Source organism: Campylobacter novaezeelandiae, from assembly GCF_004323845.1.
GTDB classification, from domain to species: Bacteria; Campylobacterota; Campylobacteria; order Campylobacterales; family Campylobacteraceae; genus Campylobacter_D; species Campylobacter_D novaezeelandiae.
Genome location: NZ_QPGR01000001.1, coordinates 125,534 through 147,847, shown reverse-complemented (window position 1 = coordinate 147,847; position 22,314 = coordinate 125,534). Strand labels below are relative to the sequence as shown.

General features: G+C 26.4%; 22 protein-coding genes. 16 read left to right on the top strand and 6 right to left on the bottom strand.

Annotation, left to right across the window (positions count from 1 at the left end; genetic code table 11):
* Positions 1-55: 55 nt before the first annotated feature.
* Complete coding sequence (locus tag DU473_RS00710) at positions 56-886, top strand: cysteine ABC transporter substrate-binding protein (RefSeq protein WP_131163383.1); 831 nt, start codon at positions 56-58, stop codon at positions 884-886.
* A gap of 6 nt (positions 887-892) precedes the next feature.
* Positions 893-2,131 (top strand): MFS transporter, encoded by a 1,239-nt coding sequence (locus DU473_RS00705; protein ID WP_131163382.1) that lies wholly within the window; start codon positions 893-895, stop codon positions 2,129-2,131.
* On the opposite strand, the gene DU473_RS00700 is transcribed toward DU473_RS00705, so the two are convergent.
* A complete protein-coding gene (locus tag DU473_RS00700) occupies positions 2,132-3,400 on the bottom strand; it encodes a M20/M25/M40 family metallo-hydrolase (RefSeq protein WP_131186363.1) in 1,269 nt (422 codons plus the stop codon).
* A 55-nt stretch (positions 3,401-3,455) separates the two neighbouring features.
* Between DU473_RS00700 and DU473_RS00695 the strand changes: the two genes are divergently transcribed.
* On the top strand, positions 3,456-3,986 hold the full coding sequence (locus DU473_RS00695) for a thermonuclease family protein (protein ID WP_131166126.1): 531 nt from the start codon (positions 3,456-3,458) through the stop codon (positions 3,984-3,986).
* Between the two features lie 15 nt (positions 3,987-4,001).
* Positions 4,002-4,172, top strand: coding sequence for a hypothetical protein (locus DU473_RS08215; RefSeq protein WP_166683066.1), 171 nt, complete (start codon positions 4,002-4,004; stop codon positions 4,170-4,172).
* On the opposite strand, the gene DU473_RS00690 is transcribed toward DU473_RS08215, so the two are convergent.
* The 3 genes from DU473_RS00690 to rpsO all read right to left on the bottom strand — a co-directional run bounded on the left by DU473_RS00690 (position 4,173) and on the right by rpsO (position 5,974).
* Positions 4,173-4,748, bottom strand: a complete 576-nt coding sequence (locus DU473_RS00690) for a hypothetical protein (RefSeq protein WP_131166125.1) — start codon at positions 4,746-4,748, stop codon at positions 4,173-4,175.
* A 2-nt stretch (positions 4,749-4,750) separates the two neighbouring features.
* Positions 4,751-5,626, bottom strand: coding sequence for a tRNA 5-methoxyuridine(34)/uridine 5-oxyacetic acid(34) synthase CmoB (cmoB, locus tag DU473_RS00685; RefSeq protein ID WP_131166124.1), 876 nt, complete (start codon positions 5,624-5,626; stop codon positions 4,751-4,753).
* A gap of 75 nt (positions 5,627-5,701) precedes the next feature.
* A complete protein-coding gene (gene rpsO, locus DU473_RS00680; protein ID WP_131163377.1) occupies positions 5,702-5,974 on the bottom strand; it encodes a 30S ribosomal protein S15 in 273 nt (90 codons plus the stop codon).
* Positions 5,975-6,192: 218 nt separating this feature from the next.
* On the opposite strand from rpsO, the gene ceuB reads away from it, so the two are divergent.
* From ceuB to DU473_RS00640, 8 genes are all read left to right on the top strand, one after another.
* Positions 6,193-7,146 (top strand): enterochelin ABC transporter permease CeuB, encoded by a 954-nt coding sequence (gene ceuB / locus DU473_RS00675; RefSeq protein WP_279586054.1) that lies wholly within the window; start codon positions 6,193-6,195, stop codon positions 7,144-7,146.
* On the top strand, positions 7,139-8,077 hold the full coding sequence (ceuC, locus tag DU473_RS00670; RefSeq protein ID WP_131163376.1) for an enterochelin ABC transporter permease CeuC: 939 nt from the start codon (positions 7,139-7,141) through the stop codon (positions 8,075-8,077). Before ceuB ends, ceuC begins: the two co-directional genes overlap by 8 nt.
* Positions 8,074-8,829 carry an iron ABC transporter ATP-binding protein gene (locus DU473_RS00665; RefSeq protein ID WP_131163375.1) on the top strand — a complete coding sequence of 252 codons (756 nt, stop codon included), beginning with the start codon at positions 8,074-8,076 and terminating at the stop codon, positions 8,827-8,829. Before ceuC ends, DU473_RS00665 begins: the two co-directional genes overlap by 4 nt.
* Before the next feature lie 20 nt (positions 8,830-8,849).
* Positions 8,850-9,818 (top strand): siderophore ABC transporter substrate-binding protein, encoded by a 969-nt coding sequence (locus tag DU473_RS00660; RefSeq protein WP_131163374.1) that lies wholly within the window; start codon positions 8,850-8,852, stop codon positions 9,816-9,818.
* 92 nt (positions 9,819-9,910) lie between these two features.
* Positions 9,911-12,415, top strand: coding sequence for a type VI secretion system Vgr family protein (locus tag DU473_RS00655; RefSeq protein WP_131163373.1), 2,505 nt, complete (start codon positions 9,911-9,913; stop codon positions 12,413-12,415).
* A 14-nt stretch (positions 12,416-12,429) separates the two neighbouring features.
* Positions 12,430-14,082, top strand: coding sequence for a putative toxin (locus tag DU473_RS00650; RefSeq protein WP_131163372.1), 1,653 nt, complete (start codon positions 12,430-12,432; stop codon positions 14,080-14,082).
* A 9-nt stretch (positions 14,083-14,091) separates the two neighbouring features.
* Entirely contained in the window at positions 14,092-15,027 is a 936-nt protein-coding gene (locus tag DU473_RS00645; protein ID WP_131163371.1) for an ankyrin repeat domain-containing protein, read from the top strand.
* A 6-nt stretch (positions 15,028-15,033) separates the two neighbouring features.
* The gene (locus DU473_RS00640) at positions 15,034-16,278 is read left to right on the top strand and encodes a hypothetical protein (protein WP_131163370.1); all 1,245 of its coding nucleotides are present in this window, start codon (positions 15,034-15,036) and stop codon (positions 16,276-16,278) included.
* A gap of 3 nt (positions 16,279-16,281) precedes the next feature.
* On the opposite strand, the gene fliI is transcribed toward DU473_RS00640, so the two are convergent.
* Positions 16,282-17,658, bottom strand: coding sequence for a flagellar protein export ATPase FliI (fliI, locus tag DU473_RS00635; protein WP_131163369.1), 1,377 nt, complete (start codon positions 17,656-17,658; stop codon positions 16,282-16,284).
* The gene (gene folE, locus DU473_RS00630) at positions 17,658-18,230 is read right to left on the bottom strand and encodes a GTP cyclohydrolase I FolE (protein ID WP_131163368.1); all 573 of its coding nucleotides are present in this window, start codon (positions 18,228-18,230) and stop codon (positions 17,658-17,660) included. The genes fliI and folE overlap by 1 nt, the downstream gene beginning before the upstream one ends.
* A gap of 147 nt (positions 18,231-18,377) precedes the next feature.
* On the opposite strand from folE, the gene tig reads away from it, so the two are divergent.
* Genes tig through DU473_RS00610 form a run of 4 tightly spaced genes read left to right on the top strand, consistent with a single transcriptional unit; the run spans position 18,378 to position 22,314 of the window.
* Positions 18,378-19,700 (top strand): trigger factor, encoded by a 1,323-nt coding sequence (gene tig / locus DU473_RS00625; protein ID WP_131163367.1) that lies wholly within the window; start codon positions 18,378-18,380, stop codon positions 19,698-19,700.
* A complete protein-coding gene (gene clpP / locus DU473_RS00620; RefSeq protein ID WP_131163366.1) occupies positions 19,700-20,287 on the top strand; it encodes an ATP-dependent Clp endopeptidase proteolytic subunit ClpP in 588 nt (195 codons plus the stop codon). The genes tig and clpP overlap by 1 nt, the downstream gene beginning before the upstream one ends.
* 9 nt (positions 20,288-20,296) lie before the next feature.
* Positions 20,297-20,812, top strand: coding sequence for a peptide deformylase (def, locus tag DU473_RS00615; protein WP_131163365.1), 516 nt, complete (start codon positions 20,297-20,299; stop codon positions 20,810-20,812).
* Complete coding sequence (locus DU473_RS00610) at positions 20,809-22,314, top strand: YifB family Mg chelatase-like AAA ATPase (RefSeq protein ID WP_131186362.1); 1,506 nt, start codon at positions 20,809-20,811, stop codon at positions 22,312-22,314. The genes def and DU473_RS00610 overlap by 4 nt, the downstream gene beginning before the upstream one ends.

Sequence of the window (22,314 nt, the reverse complement as noted above, 5' to 3'; positions counted from 1 at the left end):
TTTTTTTTATATAGTAAGTTTCTATTTTTATTAATAAAGAGAGAAAGGTTTATTTATGAAAAAAGTATTTTTGTATTTTTTAATGATATTTTCATCATTAGCTTTATCGGCCTGTTTTGATTCTAATAATGCAAATTCTTTAGAGCAAATTAAGAAGAATGGTTTTGTAAGAATAGGGGTTTTTGGCGATAAACCGCCTTTTGGCTATATAGATGAAAAAGGTGAGAATCAAGGTTATGATATTTATTTTGCTAAACGTATTGCCAAAGAACTTTTTGGAGATGAAAATAAAGTTCATTTTGTCCTTGTTGAAGCAGCTAATCGTGTTGAATTTTTAAAATCCAACAAAGTTGATATTATATTAGCAAATTTTACTAAAACACCACAAAGAGAAGAGCAAGTTGATTTTGCTTTACCTTATATGAAAGTTTCTCTTGGAGTTGTTGTTCCTAAAGATTCTACTATATCTAAAATTGAGGATTTAAAAGATAAAACTTTATTACTTAATAAAGGAACAACAGCTGATGCATATTTTACAGAGAATTATCCTGATATTAAAACTTTAAAATATGATCAAAATACAGAAACTTTTGCTGCTTTGCTTGATAAGAGGGGAGATGCTTTAAGTCACGATAATACTTTGCTTTTTGCATGGGTTAAAAATCATCCTGATTTTAAAATGGCTATTAAAGATTTAGGAAATCACGATGTAATAGCACCAGCAATTAAGAAAGGTGATACACAATTAAAAGAATTTCTTGATAACTTAATTATAAAACTCTCTAATGAGCAATTTTTTCATAAAGATTATGAAGCAACATTAAAAGATCATTTCTCAAGTGATATAAATGCTGAAGATGTTGTTATAGAAGGTGGAAAAATTTAATTTTTAATGAAAAATAAAAAAATAAAAAATATTATTTATGCCTCTTTAGGAGGCATTTTAGAATTCTATGATTTTATTTTATTTGTCTTTTTTCTTGATATTTTTATTAAAATATTTTTTCCTCCTCAAGATGAAAATTTTTTAAAATTTAGCTCTTATTTATTATTTGGTATTGCTTATTTAATACGTCCTTTAGGTGCTATTTTTATTGGACATTTTGGCGATAAAATAGGACGAAAAAAAATTTTTTATATTAGCATGCTTTTGATGATTTTACCTAATTTTGTTATTGCTTTTTTACCTAGTTATGAAAATATAGGAATTATAGCGCCTATTATTTTATTTTCTATGAGAATTTTACAAGGTCTAGCTGTAGGTGCTGAAGTAAGCGGTTCTTGGATTTTTGTAAGTGAATTTGTTAAAGGCAGGCAAATTCCTTTGGCCTTAGGTTTTATTTCTATGACTTTAACGTTTGGTTTATTATTGGGTGGTTTAACAGTTATTGTCTTGAAAAATACTTTTAATGAAGAGGAATTAGAGCTTTATGCTTGGAGAATACCTTTTGTAATAAGTGCTATTTTTGGATTTTTAGCACTTTTTTTAAGAAAACATCTTGATGAAACTCCTATTTTTGAGAAGATAAAGAAAAATAATCAAATTTTAAAATTCCCATTAAAACAAGCTTTAAAAACTCATAAAACTAGTATGCTTATTTGTTTTTTAATGAGTGTTGTATTAACTAGTGGTATTGCTACTTTAATGATATTGCCAAAATATTTTTATAAAATTTTACCTTTAAATGAAATAGAAATTCTTTATATTCAAAATTGGGCAATTTTTATTTTAATGATAGGCTCTTTAGTGCAAGGAATTTTGGCTAAATTTTATGGATCTTATAAAATTTGCATAATATTTAGTTTGATATTTATGCTATCTTCTTTATTACTTTCTTTGCATAATGATTATTTTGTTTTATTTTATTTTATAACTTGTTTTTCTCAAGGAATTGTTACTTTTGCGCCTGTATTTATGACACAAATTTTTAAAAGTGAGTTAAAATTTAGTGGCCTTTCTTTTGCTTATAATATTTCTTATGCAATTTTAAGTTTTGTAACTCCTTTTATAGTGGATTTATTTTTTGATACTTATTTGAAATTTTATTTTATTTTTGTAGGATGTAGTGCTATAAGTTGCGTGTTGATATTAAAATATTTTCTTGCAAAAGATGCAAGAAATATATTTTAATTATTGATATTTTTTTAGAAGTTCAAAAACAATTTTTGAGATTTTTTCAATAGAGGCTATTTCGCATCTTTCATCTGTTGAATGTGGATTATATATATTTGGCCCTATAGAACAGCATAAAAGTTCTTGTTTTTTTTCAATAATACCACATTCTAAGCCTGCGTGTATAGCTGAAATTTTAATATTTTTATTTTCTTTTTTAAATATTTCTAATAAATCACTGCTTAATTCATTTTCCTTTCCTTCCCAAGGTGGATAAAAATTAAAAGAGTGAGTTTTAAAATTAAATGCTTTAAAAAGTGTCAGAGTTTCAAATTCAATTTGTTTTAAATCTTCTAGCAAATTCGATCTTGCAAAAAGATTTATTTTTATTTCTTTTTCACTCATTTTTAAAATACCTAAATTAATACTTGTTTGAACTATATCTAGCTTCTTGTTAAAACTATGAACTCCTTGAGAAAAAGAATTTAAAGCATCAAGTAAAATATCAGATTCTAAACATATTTTTTCTTTTTTTTCTCCTATAAATTTACAATCAATATATTTGCTAGATTTAATATTATCATCAAAAAATACTAAAGCTTTTGCATATTTTGGTATAGAATTTATTCTTTCTCCGCCTTCAAAATTTATAATTTTCCCTTTATTTTCTTTGATAAAACGTGCCATTTCTTTTATAGAGCTTTTGGGGTTATCAATGATATCAATACCAGAGTGCCCACCTTTAAAATTAATCGCATTTAATTCATAAACTTTTCCAAAATACTCTTTTGTGTTATATTCTAAAAAAGCATCTATATCTACTCCACCAGCACAGCCTATAATGATTTCATTTTCATTTTCATGATCTAAATTTAATAACATTTTAGAGCACAGTTTATGCTCTAAATCATTAACCCCCATAAGTCCAACTTCTTCATTATTAGTAAAAAGGCATTCTAAATTTTGAAATTTTTGCATAGCTTCAAGCATTATAGCAATGCCGATGCCATTATCAGCTCCCAGGGATGAATTTTTAGCTTTTAAATATCCATTTTCTTCATAAACTTCTATTTTTGGGGCGCTTCCCATACAAACCATATCATAATGACTTTGTAAACAAATTTTAGGATTACCTTTAATACAATGAATATTTCCAGCTAAATCAATATTTACTTCAAATTCTTTCTCTTTAGCATAAGCATTTAAAAAATCTTTCATTTGTTCTGTTTCATAACTGCAATGTGGTATTTCACATAATTTTTTAAAATTTTGTATGACATTTTGCATTCTAACTCCTTTTATTAGATAAAATTATACATAATTTTTAGTTTTTGGAATTAAAATGAGATTAAATATCGGAAAAATATTGAATTTTAGAAAAATTTTAAGTGATCCTAAAAAATTTTTTTCTTTTTTAATTTTGATATTTGTGTTAATTTTTATAGAGAGTTTTATAGCCCAAACAAAATCTTTTGATGCAAAGGTTATAAAAGTTATAGATGGTGATACTATAGAAGTTTTAAATTCAAGTGGAAGTAAATATAAAATAAGATTTTTTGCAATTGATGCTCCAGAGCTTAAGCAAAAATTTGGAACAGAAGCTAAAAATTATCTTAGCTCGATAATTAAGGATAAAAAAGTAAAAATAATTTATAAAGATGAAGATCTTTATGGTAGAATTTTAGCAATTGTGAAATTTGATGATTTAGATATTAATCAAATAATGGTTTCTAAGGGTTATGCTTGGGCCTATAGTTTTTATAGTGATATTTATATAAAAGATCAAAAATTTGCACAGAAAAATTCTTTGGGTCTTTGGAAAGATCAAAATCCTATAGAGCCTTATAAATGGAGAAAGCAAAATAAATTCTAATTTGGATAAAGACTTATGAAGTATATGTATTTTTTTATATTTATTTTATTTTCCGGATGTTTTGTAAACGAAAGAGGAATTTCCAATAGATATTATAGTGATTGCAAAGAGTATTATGATGCAAGTGGAATTTATCATAAAGAATGCCCTAATAATTGGGTTGATATTCCTTTAAATCCAAAATAATTATTTTCTCATTGAAGCCATTAATGTTGCAGCCATTGCTTCTGGATTTGCATTTGCTCCATTTTCATTTGTTTGAGCTTCTTGTTTTGTTGTATTTGATATAGGTCGTTTAAGCTTAAATATATGATCATCCATTGTAACGATTTGTAAATTTGCTTCAAAAATTTTAATCTCGCTTACGTGTCCTATAATTTTAACTTCTCTTTTTTTAGAAGAGTCATCAAATAAAGCATGAGCCTCAAGTTCTAAAACATCTCCTAGTTTTAATGGGGCATAGAAAAAACATTTTGATCCTATTAAAACAGAATATTCTTTATTTATGGCAGCTTGTGCAACATAATTTGCTGCAGAAAAAATAAATGCATCAAAGATAAGCCCTTGATCATCTACTATCATTTCTGGAGAAGTTATTAAAATAGATTTAGCATAATTTTTTGAAAGTTCAATAATAGTTCCAGAAAGAGAATTATTTAAATCAGGGCATGTTACAAGTTCTGATTTTATACGCGATATATCTTCTTGAGATGCGTATTCTTCTAGTTGAGCGTATTCTTCAAAATTATCTTTTTTTGCCATCATTAAACCTTTAATTTTACATAAATTCTTCTAGGTGATTCATAACCTTCATAAGTTAAGTTTTGGTTATCTGGGTCTAAAAAATCTTCCAAAGAATAAGAATCAATCCATTCTGTTTTTCTTTGTTCTCTTTTGGTTGTTTTTTTAATAGCTAAAATTTCAAATTCTTCAAATCCAGCACGTTCACACCAATTTCTTAAACCCAATATCGACGGAATAAAAAAAATATTTGATATTCTAGAATAAGTTTTTCTAGGAATTAAAGCAATTTCTCTTTTATCTTTAATAAACATAGTATCTAAAAATACAACACCATTTTTATTAAGGCTTTGTTTTAGTTGTTTTAACATTTTAATTGGATCGCTTCTATGATAAATAACCCCCAAACAAAAGATAACATCAAATTTATGCTTATAATTTGGTAAGTCTTCAACTCCTAAGAGCTCATATTTAATATTTGTTTTGGCTAAAGCGTTGATGAGTTCAAACTGTAATTTATATTTTATAGAGGGATCAAAACCTATGATCTTTTTTGGATTAAATTCTAACATTTTAAACATATAATAACCATTGTTGCATCCTACATCGGCAACAACTTTATCTTTGATCTCTTTTATAAAGGGTTTTAAAATATTAAATTTTATAAAACTTTGCCATTCAGAATCTATAAAAAGATTATCAATTTTAAAAGGACCTTTTCTCCATGGTTTTAATTCCATTGCAATTTGTTGAATTTGTTTTTCTGCTTTTAAATTTGTTTTTATATTTATGCTTCTTGTAATGGAAAATTTTGAATTTAGATTTGTTTTTTTAATTTTTTGTATTAAGCTGTATAAATGGTTTTGTTTCATTTGTTTTTCTAAGGATTTTGTTTTCATGACATTCCTTATATTTTGGAAGAGAAAAAAGTTTTAAAAGAAACCTAGGGCTTTAAGAAAACCCTAGATGAATGATTATTTATCTCTAAGTTTAAGTTCGTTGATAAGTTTTATATAGCTATTGTGATCTTTTCTTTTAAGATAAGATAAAAGTCTTTTTCTTTGTCCTACAAGTTTTAAAAGACCTAAGCGTGAAGAAAAATCTTTTTTATAGATTTTTAAATGTTCAGTTAGTTCTGAAATTCTAGCACTTAAAAGCGCAACTTGAACTTCTGTAGAGCCAGTATCACCTGACTTCTTAGCAAATTTAGCAATAATTTCTGCTTTCTTAGCCGAATCTAAAGCCATTTTGGACCTCCTGATTGGTATAAAATAAAACTAGTATTATATCCATTAAATCAAAAAATAAGCTGAATTTATCGCAATTATTAATCTTATTTGCGCCAATTATTGGTTTAATTTGAATATCGTAATATTTTTGAAAATTAATATCATTTTTATAAAAAATTTAGAAAAATAGTATATAATTTTTAATAATTATTATCATTATTTAATTAAGGAAATTTTTGTTCAGTTGCTTTATAAAACTAAAGGTTTTATTATCATTACTTTTTATTTTTTCTATAGTAAGTGTCTTTATAGGAGTAAAAGATATTTCTTTATTCTCTTTAAATAACGAAGATTTGGAACTTTTGTTTATAACAAGAATTCCAAGAATTATAGCCATAATCATCACAGGAATGAGTTTGGGAATTTGTGGTCTTATTATGCAGCAGATTACTCAAAATAAATTTGTTTCTCCAACCACTGCTGGAACTATGGATTGTGCAAGATTTGGAATTTTAATCTCTTTAGTATTTTTCAATACTTATTCTTTTTTATTTCAAACTTTAATTGCTTGTATTTTTACTATGCTTGGAAGTATTGTTTTTATACAAATTTTAAGAAAAATTAAATTCAAAGATAGTATTTTCATACCTCTGGTAGGATTAATGTTTGGCGGGATTATTAATTCTTTAACAACTTTTTTTGCTTATAGTTTAAATTATATCCAAAATATTCAAGGATGGCTACAGGGGAGTTTTGCTAATGTTATGCAAGGAAATTATGAGCTAATTTATATAAGTTTACCTATGTTAGTTGTTGCATATATTTTTGCCAATAAAATTACTATTGTAGGTATGGGAAAAGAAGTATGCATTAATCTTGGTATTTCTTATAATTTTGTCCTTGGTCTTGGCTTATTTATTGTTTCAATTATTACTTCAGTCATTGTTTTAACTGTTGGAGTTATACCTTTTTTGGGTCTTATTATTCCTAATATTATTTCTATTTATAAGGGTGATAATCTTAAAAGAAATCTTAGTTATATTGCATTAAGCGGAGCTTTATTTTTGCTTATATGTGATATTTTTGCAAGAATAATTATTTTTCCTTTTGAAATGCCAATTAGTATAGTAGCAGGAGTTTTTGGATCTTTGATATTTATTTGGATTTTATTAAAGAGAAAAAATGGATAAAAAAATATATTTTTTAATTTTTATTGCCTTGTTTAGTGTAGGTATTTATTTATTTGGTTTTATGGGAGAATTTAGCAATTATGCTTTAAAAAATCGCAGTTTGCAAATTGCTTCTATTGTTATTGTTGGTATATGTATTGCCGTTTCAAGTATTGTTTTTCAAACTATTAGCAATAATAAAATTCTTACACCAAGTATTATAGGTCTTGATTCTTTATATATGCTTTTACAATCTTGCTTGGTTTTTATTTTAGGCTCAACTAATTTAATTGTATATAAAGAAAATATTAATTTTTTACTTTCTTTATTTTGTATGGTAATTTTTTCTTTGCTTTTATATAAACTTCTTTTTAAAAATGAAAGAAATATCTATTTAATTATGCTTTTAGGAATTATTTTTGGAACATTCTTTTCTACTTTGGGAACTTTTTTTGAAGTTTTAATCGATCCTGATGAATTTATGATTATTCAAGGAAGGATGTTTGCTAGTTTTGATAATATTGCAATTGATGTTTTATTTTTAGCAAGTATTATCACTTTAATTAGTATGGTCTTTGTTGTTAAATACTTGAAATTTTTAGATCCTTTGGTTTTAGGTAAAGATTTAAGTATAAATTTAGGAATTAATTATCATAAGATTATAAAACATCTTATGATAATTGTAGCTATATTAACTTCTATAAGCACAGCTTTAGTTGGTCCTATTACATTTTTAGGACTCTTAATTTGCAATATTACTTATGAGCTTTTTAAAACTTCTAAACATAAATTTTTGCTTTTAGCTTGCTCTTTGATCGCAATAATATTTTTAATTATAGGTGTATTTTTTGTTTCAAGGGTTTTTGAGTATAACACAACTATAAGCGTGATTATAAATTTTCTCGGAGGAATTTATTTTTTATATCTCGTTTTTAAGGGGAGTAAATTATGATAGAATTAAAAAATATAAGCAAAAGTTATAATAAAAAAAGCATAGTTTCAAATTTAAATTTGACTTTTCCTAGAAACAAACTAATTTCACTAATTGGCCCTAATGGAGCTGGCAAAAGTACTGTACTTTCTCTTATAAGTCGTTTACTTAAGCCTGATAATGGTGAAATATATATTGATGGTAAAAATATTAATTCCTATAAAGAAAATATATTAGCCCAAAAAATTTCTATTCTCAAACAGCAAAATAATTTAAATTTAAGATTAAGTATTGAAGAGTTGGTATCTTTTGGTCGCTTTCCTTATTCTCAAGGAAGATTAAATTCTCAAGATAAAGAAAAAATTAATGAAGCTTTAAATTATACAGGACTTTATGAGATAAAAGATAAATATTTAGATACTTTAAGTGGTGGACAAAAACAAAGAGCCTTTATAGCAATGATTATTGCTCAAGATACTGAATTTATTTTGTTTGATGAGCCTTTAAATAATCTTGATATGAAACATTGTGTCCAGACTATGAATTTAATGAAAAATTTAATTAAAGATTTTAATAAATCTATTATAGTAGTGTTGCATGATATTAATTTTGCTTCAATTTACTCTGATGAAATTCTTGCCTTAAAAGATGGAAAAATTGTGAAATTTGATCATACGGAAAAAATCATTAATAGCGAGGTGTTAAAAGAGGTTTATGATATGGAAATTCCTTTAGTGGAATTTAAAAATAAAAAAGTATGTCTTTATTTTTAATTTATTTTAAGGAGAAAAATATGAAAAAGAAAAGTTTTTTAGTATGGTTTTGTTTATTTTTATTGTTGGGTTTTAGTGCTTGTTTTGACAATAAGATTAAAAATAATAGCGAAAATACTCTAGTTGTTACCCCTATTAGCGTGACTGATAAGGGGGATTCTTTCTTGATTAAACATTCTTTAGGTGAGAGTAGGGTGGTTAAAAACCCTTCAAGAGTTGTGATTTTAGATTTTGGTTCTTTGGATACTTTTGATTCTTTAAATTTAAGTGATAAAGTTATTGGAGTTCCTCTTAAAAATTTGCCTCCTTATTTAAAACAATATGATAATAAAAGTAACATAGGAGGTGTTCAACAAGTAAATTTAGAAGCGATTAACGCATTAAAGCCCGATTTAATCATCATTTCGGGTCGTCAAACTAGGTTTTATGATAAATTGAATCAAATTGCTCCTACTATATATTTAGGTATTAACAATTCTGATTTTTTATTTTCTTTTGAAAATAATGTTTTAAGTATTGCAAAACTTTACAATAAGGAAAGTGAAGCAAAAGAGAAAATATCGCAAATAAAAGAAGAAATTTCTGAAATAAAAAGCAAAATTAGCAAAGATAAGAAAGCTTTAATAATACTTACCAATTCCAATAAAATTTCAGCTTTTGGCTCTTCTTCAAGATTTGGTTTAATACATGATATTTTAGACATTGAGCCTGTAGATAAATCTTTAAAAGTTGGAACACATGGTAAAAGTATTAACTCAGAGTATATTTTGGAAAAAAATCCAGATTTTATTTTCGTTATAGATAGAAATGTTATAGTTGGCAATCAAGAAAAAGCTAAAGATATACTAAATAATGCTTTGATTTTAAAAACTAAAGCGGCACAAAATAATAAAATTATTTATCTTGATCCACAATATTGGTATCTTTCAGGTGGCGGGCTTGAATCATTGGAGGCTATGATTAAAGAAGTAGCTAAAGCACTAAATTAATTTTATTAATTTAGTAAGAATTATTATTTAAGACATAAACTATGATATAATTTATAATCACAGGCTAAATTGATTAAAAGAAGGTGGTAGTTATGAATTCATATCTTAGTTTAAATATTATTAATCCATCTGTTTCTTTTAAAATCACTAAGGCTTATATTAAAGAAAGTTTAGAAGATTTATTTACTTGCGAGTGTGAGGGCTATATTGAAATTTTAGAAGAAAACTTAATTAATGACGCAAATATTAATTTTCATCCTAATTCCTTGATTGACAAGGAGGCTCATTTTATTATTAAAAATCCTTATGAAAATACAACAATTGATTTTACACATAAAGAAAATAAAATTTATAAAGGTATTGTTTCTTATGTTAATTATTTGGGTTTAAGCAATGAAAGTGCAAATAATATAGTTGATTCAGAAATAAAACATCTTTCATATAAACATTTTTTTAAATTTACTCTTAGTTCTGTACTTGCCAGAATGTCTTTTAATAGAGCTAATAGGATCTATACAGACTTAAGTATTTTGGAAGTTATTAAAATAACTTTGGATTTTTATCAAGGAAAATTTATCAATAAAGAAATTGATTTTTCAAAACTTAAACATAGTTATTCTAAAAAAGAACTCATTATTCAATATAATGAGAGTGATTTGGAATTTATCACACGACTTGCTCATAATAATGGTATATATTTTTATGAAGATGATGAAAAAATTTATTTTTGTGATACTTTTGTATCATCTAAAAGTCAAAATATTCAATTTAATTCTAATATTAACAATATTTTACATGAACCTTGTATTTATTCTTTTATAAAAGAAAGATCTATTTTTTCTAATCAATTTACCTATTCAAGCACAAATGCTAGTAATCCTTTAAGCGCAACTTCTTTAAATCTTAATACAATTGATGAAAAATTTAAAAATTTACAATATTATAATGAGCATATTTATGAAAGTGCGAATTCTTTTACAGAAGATATAGATTTAAAGACTCCTATTTATTTAAAAGAAAAAAGATATAAACTTTTAAATGAAAGCTTTAAAGCAAAAAGTAATATTTATAATTTATCCTTAAGCGACAAAGTTAATATAAATTTTAATTCTTCATATGAAAGAAATTTAGATAATAAAGAAAAAAAAGACTTTATTATCATAAATTTAGAACAGTATTTAATTGATGATGCAATTTTAGCCAACTCTATCAATACAAATGATAATCAAAAAATCAAAGATTTTCACTTTACAAAATCTTATTTTAATACAGTTACGCTTTTGCCAAGTTATATACCATTTGTTCCAAGTTTTAAAACAAAACCTAAAGCACCTACTCAAACAAAGGGGATAGTTATAGGAGAAAATAATGAAATTTCAAATGAAAGCAATTTAGTTTTTACAGACAAATACGGTAGGGTAAAGGTAAGATTTGATGCTTTTGTAAATCAAGAAACAATTGATGAAAAAGAACATTTATATCACCATAGCTGTTTTTTAAGAGTAAGCTCTCCTATAGCTTCAAGCTATTCTGGTTTTTTTAGAATACCAAGAGTTGGAGATGAGGTGTTAATTTCGTTTTTAGAAAATGATATTGATAAGCCTTTTATAAGTGGGAGTTTTTATAATGAAAATAATGCTCTACCTCTTTATTCTTATCCTAAGTTTAAAAGAGAGATTGCCAATAATGCTTTAAATTATTTAAGACAAATTCCATTAATAAGATATGAGGGGCTACCAGAGCTTAAAATACAAGAAAATAAAGATTATGATTTAAATTATACAAATAATCATTTCTTAACTATATCTAACTCAACCTTAGGACAAGAAAATTTAAGATCTTATGAGAGAAATGAATTAACTTTTAAAAATGAAGCAGGTAAAGAAGAAATTTATCTTTTAGCACAAAAAGATTATAAAGAAGAAATTATTAATAATCACGAACAGGTTATAAAAAACAACAAAACTTCAGAAGTTGGAGGTTTATTTAGCGAATTTATTATTTTAGGACATATGCAAAATATTGCTGGATTTAAAAATGTTAATGTTGGCGCAGAGTATTTAGAAAATACCTTACTTTCAAAAGATACAAATGTAGGTCTTAGCAATACTTTAAATGTTGGCGTTACACATAAAATTAATATAGGTCAAGATTATGAAGAATATGTAAAAAATGATAAAAAAGTAGAAGTAAAAAATAATTTTGAAAAAGAGATTTCAAATGATTATATACAAAGAGTGGGAAATAATAAAAACGAAACAATTCAAGGATCTTATACTCTTATGACTGGAGATAGTATAAAAATAGATTCTTCAAAAGATACACTTTTGCTAAGTAAGGAACATTTGCAAATTCAAGCTGAGGAGTCTTTGGGTTTTAGAACAAATAAAAATTGCTCTTTTAATGCTGATTTTGTTAATTTTTTAGCTAATGAAGAAAATATTATAGTTGCTAAGAAAAAAGCTATAACGCAAATAGAAAATGGTTCTGCTATTATTCACACCAAAAAAGAAATTATTATAAAAGTAGATGGGGTAGAAGTAATTATAGATTCTAAAGGGCTTAGAATTAAAGGTGGAGATTTAAGGATTGATTAAATTAGGAATTGTTTATGCCTGAGTTGATAGAATTTAATGATATCGTTTTTTTAGTTAAAGAGTTTCGAAAAGTTTTTATACTATCAAATTGCAAACTTGCTTTTTATGAACCCAAGCATTTTTTGGTTAAAGAAAAAGAGATGCAAGCAAAAGAGCCTGTACAAAAAAGAAAAAAAGGAAAAAGCACAAATTCAAAAAAAATAAAAGAATTTGAATTTAGGAAAAAAGATGGAAATAGTATTGTTTTAAAAGAAATGGAACTTTATAAACAAGATTCTATAGAAGCTAAAGATAATGCAAATTTAGACATCGATATTAAAGATGTTATTAAGCACAAAGAAAAGATAGACTCTCAGATAAATGATACATCATTAAATGAAAATTTCGAAGAAAAAAAGGGAAGTGATTTAAAATCAAAATTTGATGAAGGTAATGAATTTGATATTTTTTATGATAGATATACTAAAGAAGAAAAAGAAATTAAAAGCTTTGAAGTAAAAGATGGCAAGGCTATTATCCCTGGTAGTTTTTTAGCAGAACAATTTGAAAAAGGTATTAGAAGTTTGATTGTAAGATTGATTCCTAAACAAAAAAATAAAAGAGGTTTTGTTTTTGATCCTATTCCTTTAGAAGATAGGGCTATTATTTTAACAGAGCTTAGAAAAACAAAAGAAAAAACATTAACTTTTCAAAGAAAAATAGCTCAAATTCAAAATGATGCTTTAAATCTTCAAAGTCCAAAAGAATTTTTAACAATTTTAAATCAGGAAGAAAACCTTTCTCAAGAGGAGATTAAAAAACAACAACAAAAAGGTATATTAATTTATGCTAAAAAAAGACAAGAAGAACTTTTTGATAGTATCAATAAAGACAGAATTTATAGCGTAGATGTTCTAAAAAGAGTAGTAAGCAAGAAAAAATTCAAAAGCATAAGAGAAAGCTCTCAAATGGGAAAATATGAATATGCTAAAAGTTTTGATAAAAAAATAAAAGACTATGAAGAGAAAAAGGAAAATAAAACTCAAAAAAAGATTAAGAAATCTAAAAATGAATCTTTAAAAGAGAAGAGCCCTAATTCAAAAGATATAGGAGAATTAGGAGAGTATGCAGCTTCTATGTTATTTAGTAGAGGATCAACAAGATATATATCCAATAGAAGAAAATTTGATGCAAATTTTAATCAAAATAGTTATAACTTTACTATTCCTGATTTTTTGGTTGTTGTAAATGATAAAAGGAGTATTATCGAAGTTAAAAACGTTCAAAAGCAAGATTTAACAGAACAAATAAGCTTTGAGTTAAAACTTGCACAAGAATATGAACTAGATTATATATTTTTATGCAATCATTATACAAAATTAAGCGATAGCATAGCTATTGATAAAGAAAAAAATGAAAAATTTATTAATAAACTCAAACAAGAAAATTCTAATTTTTCTTTTTTAAATCTTAGGGCTTTTGTGAAAGGGGATTTAGGAAGTAGAAAAGGTTTTATCTATCATAGACACATGCATAGGAGTATAAAAACTATTTTTAAAGAAATTTATTTGGATCATTTAAAAAATAATGTTCCCAATAAAATAGTAATTAAAAGACTAAATTTAAATAATCCATTAAGCATAGAAGATGAATTAAACAAAGATCAGCAATTGCAAATACCAAGCTAAGGAGAGTAGATGAGTATTAAGGGAGTATCTAAAAGAGAATTAGAAGCTAGAGAAAAAATCAGTGCTTTAAGTAGCGAAGAAATAGATAATTTAAGAGATGAGCTTTGTGATTTGGTTTTTGCGAATGATTTTGAAAAAACTGTAAATTTTTTAAAAGATTATCCTATAAAACAAAGTTTTTATGAATTATTGTGTGAAGAGGAGGGTATAAAAACTCCTTTATTTTCTTGTGATAATATTCTTGCTAATGCTGCTGCTGGATCTATAGAACAAGGAAAAGATACAAGATTATTAGATTATCTTATAGATATTTGTGGTATAAATCCAAATTTTAAATTTGAACATGTAAAGGATAATTATAATGCATTGACTTTTTATATGGATCAAGTAGGACTTGATGAAAGAGTAATAAAATATTTTGTAACAAAAGGAGCAACATTTAATGTTTTTGACCACTTAGGAGATAGTATTTTGCATAATTGGGCTAGAAGAGGGGAAATAGATGAAATAAAGCTTGCATTAAAATATGGCGCAAATTTAGAAATACAAAGTCAAATTTATCAAAAATTCAATGAAAAATCTAAAGAATGGGAGGAAGAATTTTATTTTGCAGGATCAACTCCTTTAATGGATGTTGTAGAAAGTGATGATGAGCAAAATTATAATACTGTTAAAGCTCTATTGGAGCTTGGAGCAAATCCAAACCACGTTCGTTGGCCAAGATTGATTTGTATTATGGAAGTTTGTCAAATTTCTAAGATTAAAAAAATTTTATTAGAATTTGGGGCTAAAAGTTTAAAAAAAATGGAAAATGAAATCTTTAAATTTCAAGATGAATATATAAAAAATAAAGGTATAAAAGAAGATGATTTAGAGCGTGAAGATATGATAAATATAGCTAAAATGATTAATGATAAATTTATGAAATCTAAAAATAAAAGTTAAGTTTTTATGAAATACTTAGAAGAATTTCAAACAAGCAATCAAATTTCTTTTTTATTTTTTTCAAAAAATTCTTTTAGTGATGAAAAAAATCTTAAAGCTTGGAGTTTAAATTCTCATCGCCTTGATATGAGAGAGTGGTTTGAATTTAAAAATCAAAATTTAGGAAAATTTTATAATGTCAATTTGGAGAAAATTTTAAATGCTTTAATGCAACTAAATTCATACTTTAAAATTGATGAATTTAGAGCCATTAATTTGCATGGAGAGGATGATTATTTTGATTTTAATGAAGCATCATATCTTAAAATTTATGATAAATTGTGTCAAGATCAAAGCAAATTTCATCTTTATCAAAAATTAAAAGATAAATCTTTAAGAATAGGGAGTTTATATAATTTTTCTCCTAATTTTCCTTTTTGGAATGCAAGTGGAAAAAATTTTTCTCAAAGTGAGATTAATACTTTTATTTCCAATAAAAACTTAGCCCCATTTTTTAATTCGAGTGATGTTTATTTTAATTCTTGTTTGGTGTTAAATTATAATATTACAAAGCAGATGCTTGATTATCTTGTTAAAAATTATAATACAAAATTTAAGAATCAATTTTTACATAAAAAACCTAGCGATCAAATGGATAATAAAAATAAAATTTTAGAGGAGCTTAAAGATATATTTTTATTGCTTTGTAATGGAATGAATGCTGATTATGCTTTTATGGATTTTACTTATTTTTTTTCAGGATATGATTATACTATTGATTCTAAAAATAGTATTTTAAATCCTTATTTAAAAAATTTTAAAGACATAGTTTATAAAGATACAATGATTGATGCTATTAACGAGTATGGGAAAAATTTTTTTATCAATTATTATTCCAAAGAAGTATTATCATTGTTAGATAAAGATGAGCTTTTAGATTCTAGAATGAATGTTATTATTAAAAATTATCAACAAGATTTAAATAGTATAAATTCCAAAGGGATACTTTCTCAAAGATATGAGAATGATTTTTTTGTGAAATTAGTTCCTTTTATAGAATGGGAGAGCTATGTTTATGATGGGGATATATGGCAACTATATGAAAAAAAGAACGAAGAAATTAGAAAATATTGGAAAAAATTTCTTTCTAGGGATACTTTAAAGCCATTGCCTTTAGAATGGGATTGCTCTATTAATGAAAAACTTATTTGGGTAAATGATAATGATTTATTTCAAGCTTTAAATGCACATAAAATTTTACATCAAAATTAAAAACTATTTTTGATTAGGGTTTGGAAGTGTTGCATTTGAGCTACCAAGATTTTGATTATTAGGCATAGCTATGGAAGTATCTATTTGTTTTAAAAGTTCTATAGTATCATTAAATTCAAAACTTTCTTCAGGATTTTGCCCTAAAAATTTTTGCATAAAATCTTTTTTAGCTATAGCCTCGTCAAGTTCTTTATCGCTTCCTTTTTGATAGGCTCCAATACGTAGCAAAACTTCATTTTCTTTAAGTAATGAATTTAATCTTTTAAATTTTCTTGCCAAAAGCTTATGTTCATTTGTAATAATATCACCCATAACTCTTGAAGCTGAATTTTGTATATTAATAGGTGGATAAATTCCAAAGTCCGTAAGTTCTCGGCTTAAAACAATGTGTCCATCTAAGATAGAGCGACTTTGATCTGCAATAGGATCACTCATATCATCACCATCAACCAAAACGGTAAAAAATGCAGTAATCGTGCCTTTGCCCTCTTCTTTTCCAGCTCTTTCCATAAGTTGAGGCAATAGACTTAAAACGCTTGGCGGATAGCCTTTGGTTGTAGGAGGTTCCCCTAATGCTAATCCAATTTCTCTTTGCGCCATAGCAAAGCGCGTTACACTATCCATTATAAAAAGTACATCTTTACCTTGTTCTTTGAAGTATTCTGCTACACTCATTGCACAAAAAGCACCATATTTTCGCATTAAAGCACTATCATCACTTGTTGCAACGATGATAACGGTATCATCTAATTTTCCGCCCAAATTTTTTTGAATAAATTCTGGGATTTCGCGTCCTCTTTCTCCAATAAGAGCAACAACTTTTATAGGTGCTTTGGAGTTTTTAACTATCATACCCATAAGAGTGGATTTACCAACTCCACTTCCTGCAAAAATTCCTAATTTTTGTCCTACACCACAAGTTAAAAGTGCATCAATAGTTTTTACCCCAACAGGAAAAACTTCCTCGATAAGCCCTCTTTTCATCGCATCAATAGGAGCTCTCATTATAGGCATAAATTTACTTGCTTCAATAGCCCCTTTGCCGTCTTTAGGTCTCATAAAAGGATCTACTACGCGCCCTAAAAGTTCATCGCTTACCCCAATTTGCATACCAGCATCACTTAAAAATGCACGATCGCCTATTTTAAAGCCTTCTATAAAACTAAAGGGACTTAAATAACTAAATTTATCTTTAATTTCCACTACCATAGCTAAAGTTTGAAGATGCTCATTTTCATTTGAAATAAGTTTTATAATATCCCCAATACCAGTTTTTAATCCTTTGATTTCTATACTCGTAGCAGAAATTTTTGTAATTTCTCCAAAAATAGAATTTAAATTTTCATTTTTTAGCTTTTGTCTTAGTTTATTAAGTTCCATTAAAATCTTACTTGTTTTGGGGAATTAATCAAAGAAAAAAACTCTTTTCTCGTTTTTTCATTTTTAAGAAATAAGCCTCTTAAAGCTGAAGTGCTAGTAATAGAATTTGCTTTTTGCACTCCACGCATTTCAATGCACATATGTCTTGCTTCTATCACAACGCCAACACCTTTTGCTTTAACGCTATTCATTAAAGCATCTGCGATTTGTTCTGTGAGTTGTTCTTGAATTTGAAGTCTTCTTGCAAACATTTCTACTAGACGCGGAATTTTACTAAGACCTACAACTTTTTTATCAGGAATATAAGCTACACTTACTCTACCAAAAAAAGGCAAAAGATGATGTTCGCAAAGGCTATAAAATTCTATATCTTTTACTAAAACCATTTCATTATTTGAGCTTTCAAATAGAGCATCGTTTAAAATATTGTCAATGTTTTCATTATAACCCTTGGTTAAAAATTCATAAGCCTTAAAAACTCTTGTCGGAGTTTTTAAAAGACCCTCTCTTTGCGGATTTTCGCCTATTATTTCTAACATAGTTGTAATACAATTTTCAAATTTTTTTTGCAATTTTTTCTCCAAAATAATTAAAATGATATAATTTATGTTGAAATTTAATTATAATATTATCATAAATATATTGAAATTTTTATGCAAGTAATAAGGAAAAATTTGTTATATTTCAATAATTAACTTTTTATTTTTGAAGGAATAACTATGGAAATTAAAGCAAAGCAATTAGATTCTGTTAATGCAATTGCTAATGTAAAAATCCCTTTAGGAAGCATTAAAAACGAAGTTCAAAATTTAGCTAAAAAAGCTTCTAAAAATATTAAAATGGATGGATTTAGGCCAGGTCATGTCCCAGTTAGTGCTGTGCTTAAACGCTATGAAAAAGAATTAATAAAAGATGCTGAACAAAACCTCTTTAAATATGCTATTGATAGCGCTTTAAAAGAATTGCAAAAAGAAAATAAAGATCTTATTGGGGATCCATATTTTGAAAAATTTGATAGAAAAGATGGTGAAATCGAAGCTGAATTAATGCTTTCATTTAAACCTGTTTTAAAACTTGATGGCTATGAAAAATTAATACCAGAATATCAAACTCCAAAAGTAAGTAAAAAAGAGATCGAAGATAAAAAAATAGAACTTTTAAAAAGATTTGCGACCCCAGAAGCGATTAAAACAAAGAGAGCCTTAAAAGAAGGTGATTTTGCTAAATTTGATTTTGAGGGTTTTGTAGATGATAAAGCTTTTGATGGAGGTAAGGCTCAAGATTATGTTTTAGAAATTGGATCTAAGCAATTTATTCCAGGATTTGAAGAGGGTATGATAGGCTTAAAAGCAGGAGAGGAAAAAGATATAAAAGTTACTTTTCCACAAGATTATGGTGCACCTAATTTAGCAGGAAAAGAAGCTGTTTTTAAGGTAAAACTTCACGAAATTCAAGAATTAAATATACCAAAGCTTGATGAGAAAAATCTTAAACTTCTTCTTCCTAATGAAAAAGAACCAACAGAAGAGTTGCTTGATGAAAAATTAAAAGAACAAATTAAAAATGAAAAGCTTTTTAAATTAGTCAATGATGAATTAAAAGCTAAATTTGCTGATGCTTTGATTGAGAAGTTTGAGTTTGATTTGCCAAAGGGTATTGTTGAGCAAGAAATAGATATGCAATTTAGAAGTGCTTTTTCAAAATTCAGTGAAAAAGAAATAGAAGAACTTAAAAATGATAAAGAAAAATATAAAGAAAAAAGAGATAGTTTTAAAGATGAAGCCAAAAAAAGCGTTAAACTTACTTTTATTATCGATGAACTTTCTAAGATTAGAAAAATTGAAGTAAGCGACCAAGAACTTATTCAAGCGATTTATTTTGAAGCCTATCGTTATGGCATGAATCCTAAAGAGCATTTAGAAAATTATAAAAAACAAGGTGCCTTGCCTGCTGTTAAAATGGCCTTAATTGAAGAAAAACTTTTTAGCGATATTTTTATACCAAAAAGCAATAAAAAAGTTAAAAAAGAGGTTGAAAAATAATGAGTCTTTATATACCTTATGTTATTGAAAAAACAAGTAGAGGTGAGAGAAGCTATGATATTTATTCTAGACTTTTAAAAGATAGAATTGTTATGCTTAGCGGAGAGATTAATGATGATTTAGCCTCTTCTATAGTTGCACAACTTCTTTTTTTAGAAGCTGAAGATCCTCAAAAAGATATTTATCTTTATATAAACTCTCCAGGCGGGGTAATAACAAGCGGATTTAGTATTTATGATACTATGAACTATATAAAACCTGATATTTGTACTATTTGTATAGGACAAGCTGCTTCCATGGGAGCATTTTTATTAAGTTGTGGAGCAGAAGGTAAGCGTTTTGCTTTACCAAATTCAAGGATTATGATACATCAGCCTTTGGGGGGCGCTAGAGGGCAAGCAAGTGATATAGAAATTCAAGCAAAAGAAATTTTAAGATTAAAATCTATACTCAATGAGATTTTGGCTAAAAACACCAAACAAAAATTAGCTAAAATTGTTAAAGACACTGAGAGAGATTTTTTTATGAGCTCAAACGAAGCTAAAGAATATGGGCTTATTGATAAAGTTTTAGAAAAGAAAAATTAAGGTGTTATTTTGGTAAGAAAAATTATAACTTATCCCAATAAAAATCTTTTTTTAGAATCTAAACCTGTGGAAAATTTTGATAAAGAATTACACTGTTTGCTTGATGATATGTATGAAACTATGATAGCAAGCAATGGTGTAGGACTTGCAGCTATACAAGTAGATGTTCCTTTAAGGGTTTTTATTGTAAATATTTTAGATGAAAATGAAGAGCAAAAAAAAGAAGATTTAATTGAAGTTATAAATCCAAAAATTACATTTTTAAGCGAAGAAAAAATTATTTGCACAGAAGGTTGTCTTAGTGTTCCTGATTTTTTTGAAAAAGTAGAGCGGTATGAACATATTTTACTTAAATATCAAGATCGTTATGGAGATTATAAAGAGCTTGAAGCTAAAGGTTTTTTAGCTGTAGCAATTCAGCACGAAAATGATCATTTAGATGGACATTTGTTTATAGAAAAACTTTCTTTTTTGAAAAGACAAAAATTTGATAAAGAATTTAAAAAACAAAAAAAATCTAAATGAAATTTTTAAAATGCATAAGCTTTAATGAAGATTTAGATATTATAGATGTTGAATCAACTTTTACAAGAGGAATTCCAAATCTTACTATAGTTGGTTTGGCAAATACAGCAATTAAAGAGAGTGTTGAGCGTATTAAAGCTTCCCTTGTAACTTGTAATTTTGCTTTTCCTTCAAAGAAAATTACAATCAATTTAAGCCCTTCAGGTATACCAAAAAAAGGTTCACATTTTGATTTGGTGATAGCTATTCTTATCTTATTGCAAAATGAAAATTTAGATGATTTTTTTGTTGTTGGAGAACTTGGACTAGATGGAAGTGTTAAAAGTACAAATGAGCTTTTTTCTTTACTCTTATTTTTAAGTGCTAAAATTAAAAAAGCAAGGGTTATTGTTCCTAAAAGCATAGCCTCTAAAGCCTCTATGATCCCAAATTTAGAAATTTATGGCATAGAACATATTAGTGATGCAGTAGAGTTTTTTAAAGAAAAACAATATGAAAAATTTAGATTTAAAGAATTACATCCTTTGTTTAAAAATTCTTTTTCTTTAAATGGAGAAATATATATTCGAAATGAAATTTTTGAGTATGATTTTAAAGATATTAAAGGACAAAAACAAGCCAAAAGAGCCTGTTTAATAGCTGCTTTGGGAATGCATAATATTTTATTTGAGGGAAGTCCAGGGAGTGGAAAAACTATGTGTGCTAAAAGGCTTGTTTATATAATGCCTCCACAAAGCCTTGATGAAATTTTAATACAAAGTGCTTATAAATCCTTGTATTCAAAAGATTGCGATTTAAATCAAACAAGAATTTTTAGAAATCCACATCATACAAGTACTAGGGCAAGTATATTTGGAGGTGGGGCTAATGGAGCTAGGATAGGGGAAATTGCTTTAGCTAATCGAGGGGTATTATTTTTTGATGAATTTCCGCATTTTAGTAAGCAAATTATCGAAAGCTTAAGAGAGCCTTTAGAGGATTGCAAAATTCATATTTCAAGAGTAAATTCTAAGATGAGTTATGAAACAAAATTTATTTTTGCTGCCGCTTTAAATCCTTGTCCTTGTGGTAATTTATTCTCTAAAAACTTAAGTTGTGTTTGTGGCGATAATGAAATTAAAAGGTATAAAAATAAAATTTCTTGGCCTATTTTAGATAGGATAGATTTGTATGTAGCTATGGATGAAATAGATGTTAATGATAAAGCAGATTTAAGCTCTAAGCAAATGAATGATATGATATTTGATGCTTTTTTATTTCAAAAGAAGAGAGGTCAGAAAGAATTTAATGGAAAGCTACAAGATGAAGATTTGAAGAAATTTTGCATTTTAGATGATGAAGCTAAAGAGATACTTGATAAAGCAACTTTAAGATATAATCTTTCTCAAAGAGGAGTAAATAAAACTTTAAAAGTTGCAAGAAGTTGTGCTGATTTGGCAAAGAGTGAAATAATTCTTAAAAATCATGTTTTAGAAGCTTTAAGTTTTAGAATGAGAGGATAA

Bases quoted from the DNA above. Each gene is read 5' to 3' on its own strand.
- DU473_RS00710 (WP_131163383.1), top strand. From the start codon at position 56: ATGAAAAAAGTATTTTTGTATTTTTTAATGATATTTTCATCATTAGCT.
- DU473_RS00705 (WP_131163382.1), top strand. From the start codon at position 893: ATGAAAAATAAAAAAATAAAAAATATTATTTATGCCTCTTTAGGAGGC.
- DU473_RS00700 (WP_131186363.1), bottom strand. From the start codon at position 3,400: ATGCAAAATGTCATACAAAATTTTAAAAAATTATGTGAAATACCACAT.
- DU473_RS00695 (WP_131166126.1), top strand. From the start codon at position 3,456: ATGAGATTAAATATCGGAAAAATATTGAATTTTAGAAAAATTTTAAGT.
- DU473_RS08215 (WP_166683066.1), top strand. From the start codon at position 4,002: ATGAAGTATATGTATTTTTTTATATTTATTTTATTTTCCGGATGTTTT.
- DU473_RS00690 (WP_131166125.1), bottom strand. From the start codon at position 4,748: ATGGCAAAAAAAGATAATTTTGAAGAATACGCTCAACTAGAAGAATAC.
- cmoB (WP_131166124.1), bottom strand. From the start codon at position 5,626: ATGAAAACAAAATCCTTAGAAAAACAAATGAAACAAAACCATTTATAC.
- rpsO (WP_131163377.1), bottom strand. From the start codon at position 5,974: ATGGCTTTAGATTCGGCTAAGAAAGCAGAAATTATTGCTAAATTTGCT.
- ceuC (WP_131163376.1), top strand. From the start codon at position 7,139: ATGGATAAAAAAATATATTTTTTAATTTTTATTGCCTTGTTTAGTGTA.
- DU473_RS00665 (WP_131163375.1), top strand. From the start codon at position 8,074: ATGATAGAATTAAAAAATATAAGCAAAAGTTATAATAAAAAAAGCATA.
- DU473_RS00660 (WP_131163374.1), top strand. From the start codon at position 8,850: ATGAAAAAGAAAAGTTTTTTAGTATGGTTTTGTTTATTTTTATTGTTG.
- DU473_RS00655 (WP_131163373.1), top strand. From the start codon at position 9,911: ATGAATTCATATCTTAGTTTAAATATTATTAATCCATCTGTTTCTTTT.
- DU473_RS00650 (WP_131163372.1), top strand. From the start codon at position 12,430: ATGCCTGAGTTGATAGAATTTAATGATATCGTTTTTTTAGTTAAAGAG.
- DU473_RS00645 (WP_131163371.1), top strand. From the start codon at position 14,092: ATGAGTATTAAGGGAGTATCTAAAAGAGAATTAGAAGCTAGAGAAAAA.
- DU473_RS00640 (WP_131163370.1), top strand. From the start codon at position 15,034: ATGAAATACTTAGAAGAATTTCAAACAAGCAATCAAATTTCTTTTTTA.
- fliI (WP_131163369.1), bottom strand. From the start codon at position 17,658: ATGGAACTTAATAAACTAAGACAAAAGCTAAAAAATGAAAATTTAAAT.
- tig (WP_131163367.1), top strand. From the start codon at position 18,378: ATGGAAATTAAAGCAAAGCAATTAGATTCTGTTAATGCAATTGCTAAT.
- clpP (WP_131163366.1), top strand. From the start codon at position 19,700: ATGAGTCTTTATATACCTTATGTTATTGAAAAAACAAGTAGAGGTGAG.
- DU473_RS00610 (WP_131186362.1), top strand. From the start codon at position 20,809: ATGAAATTTTTAAAATGCATAAGCTTTAATGAAGATTTAGATATTATA.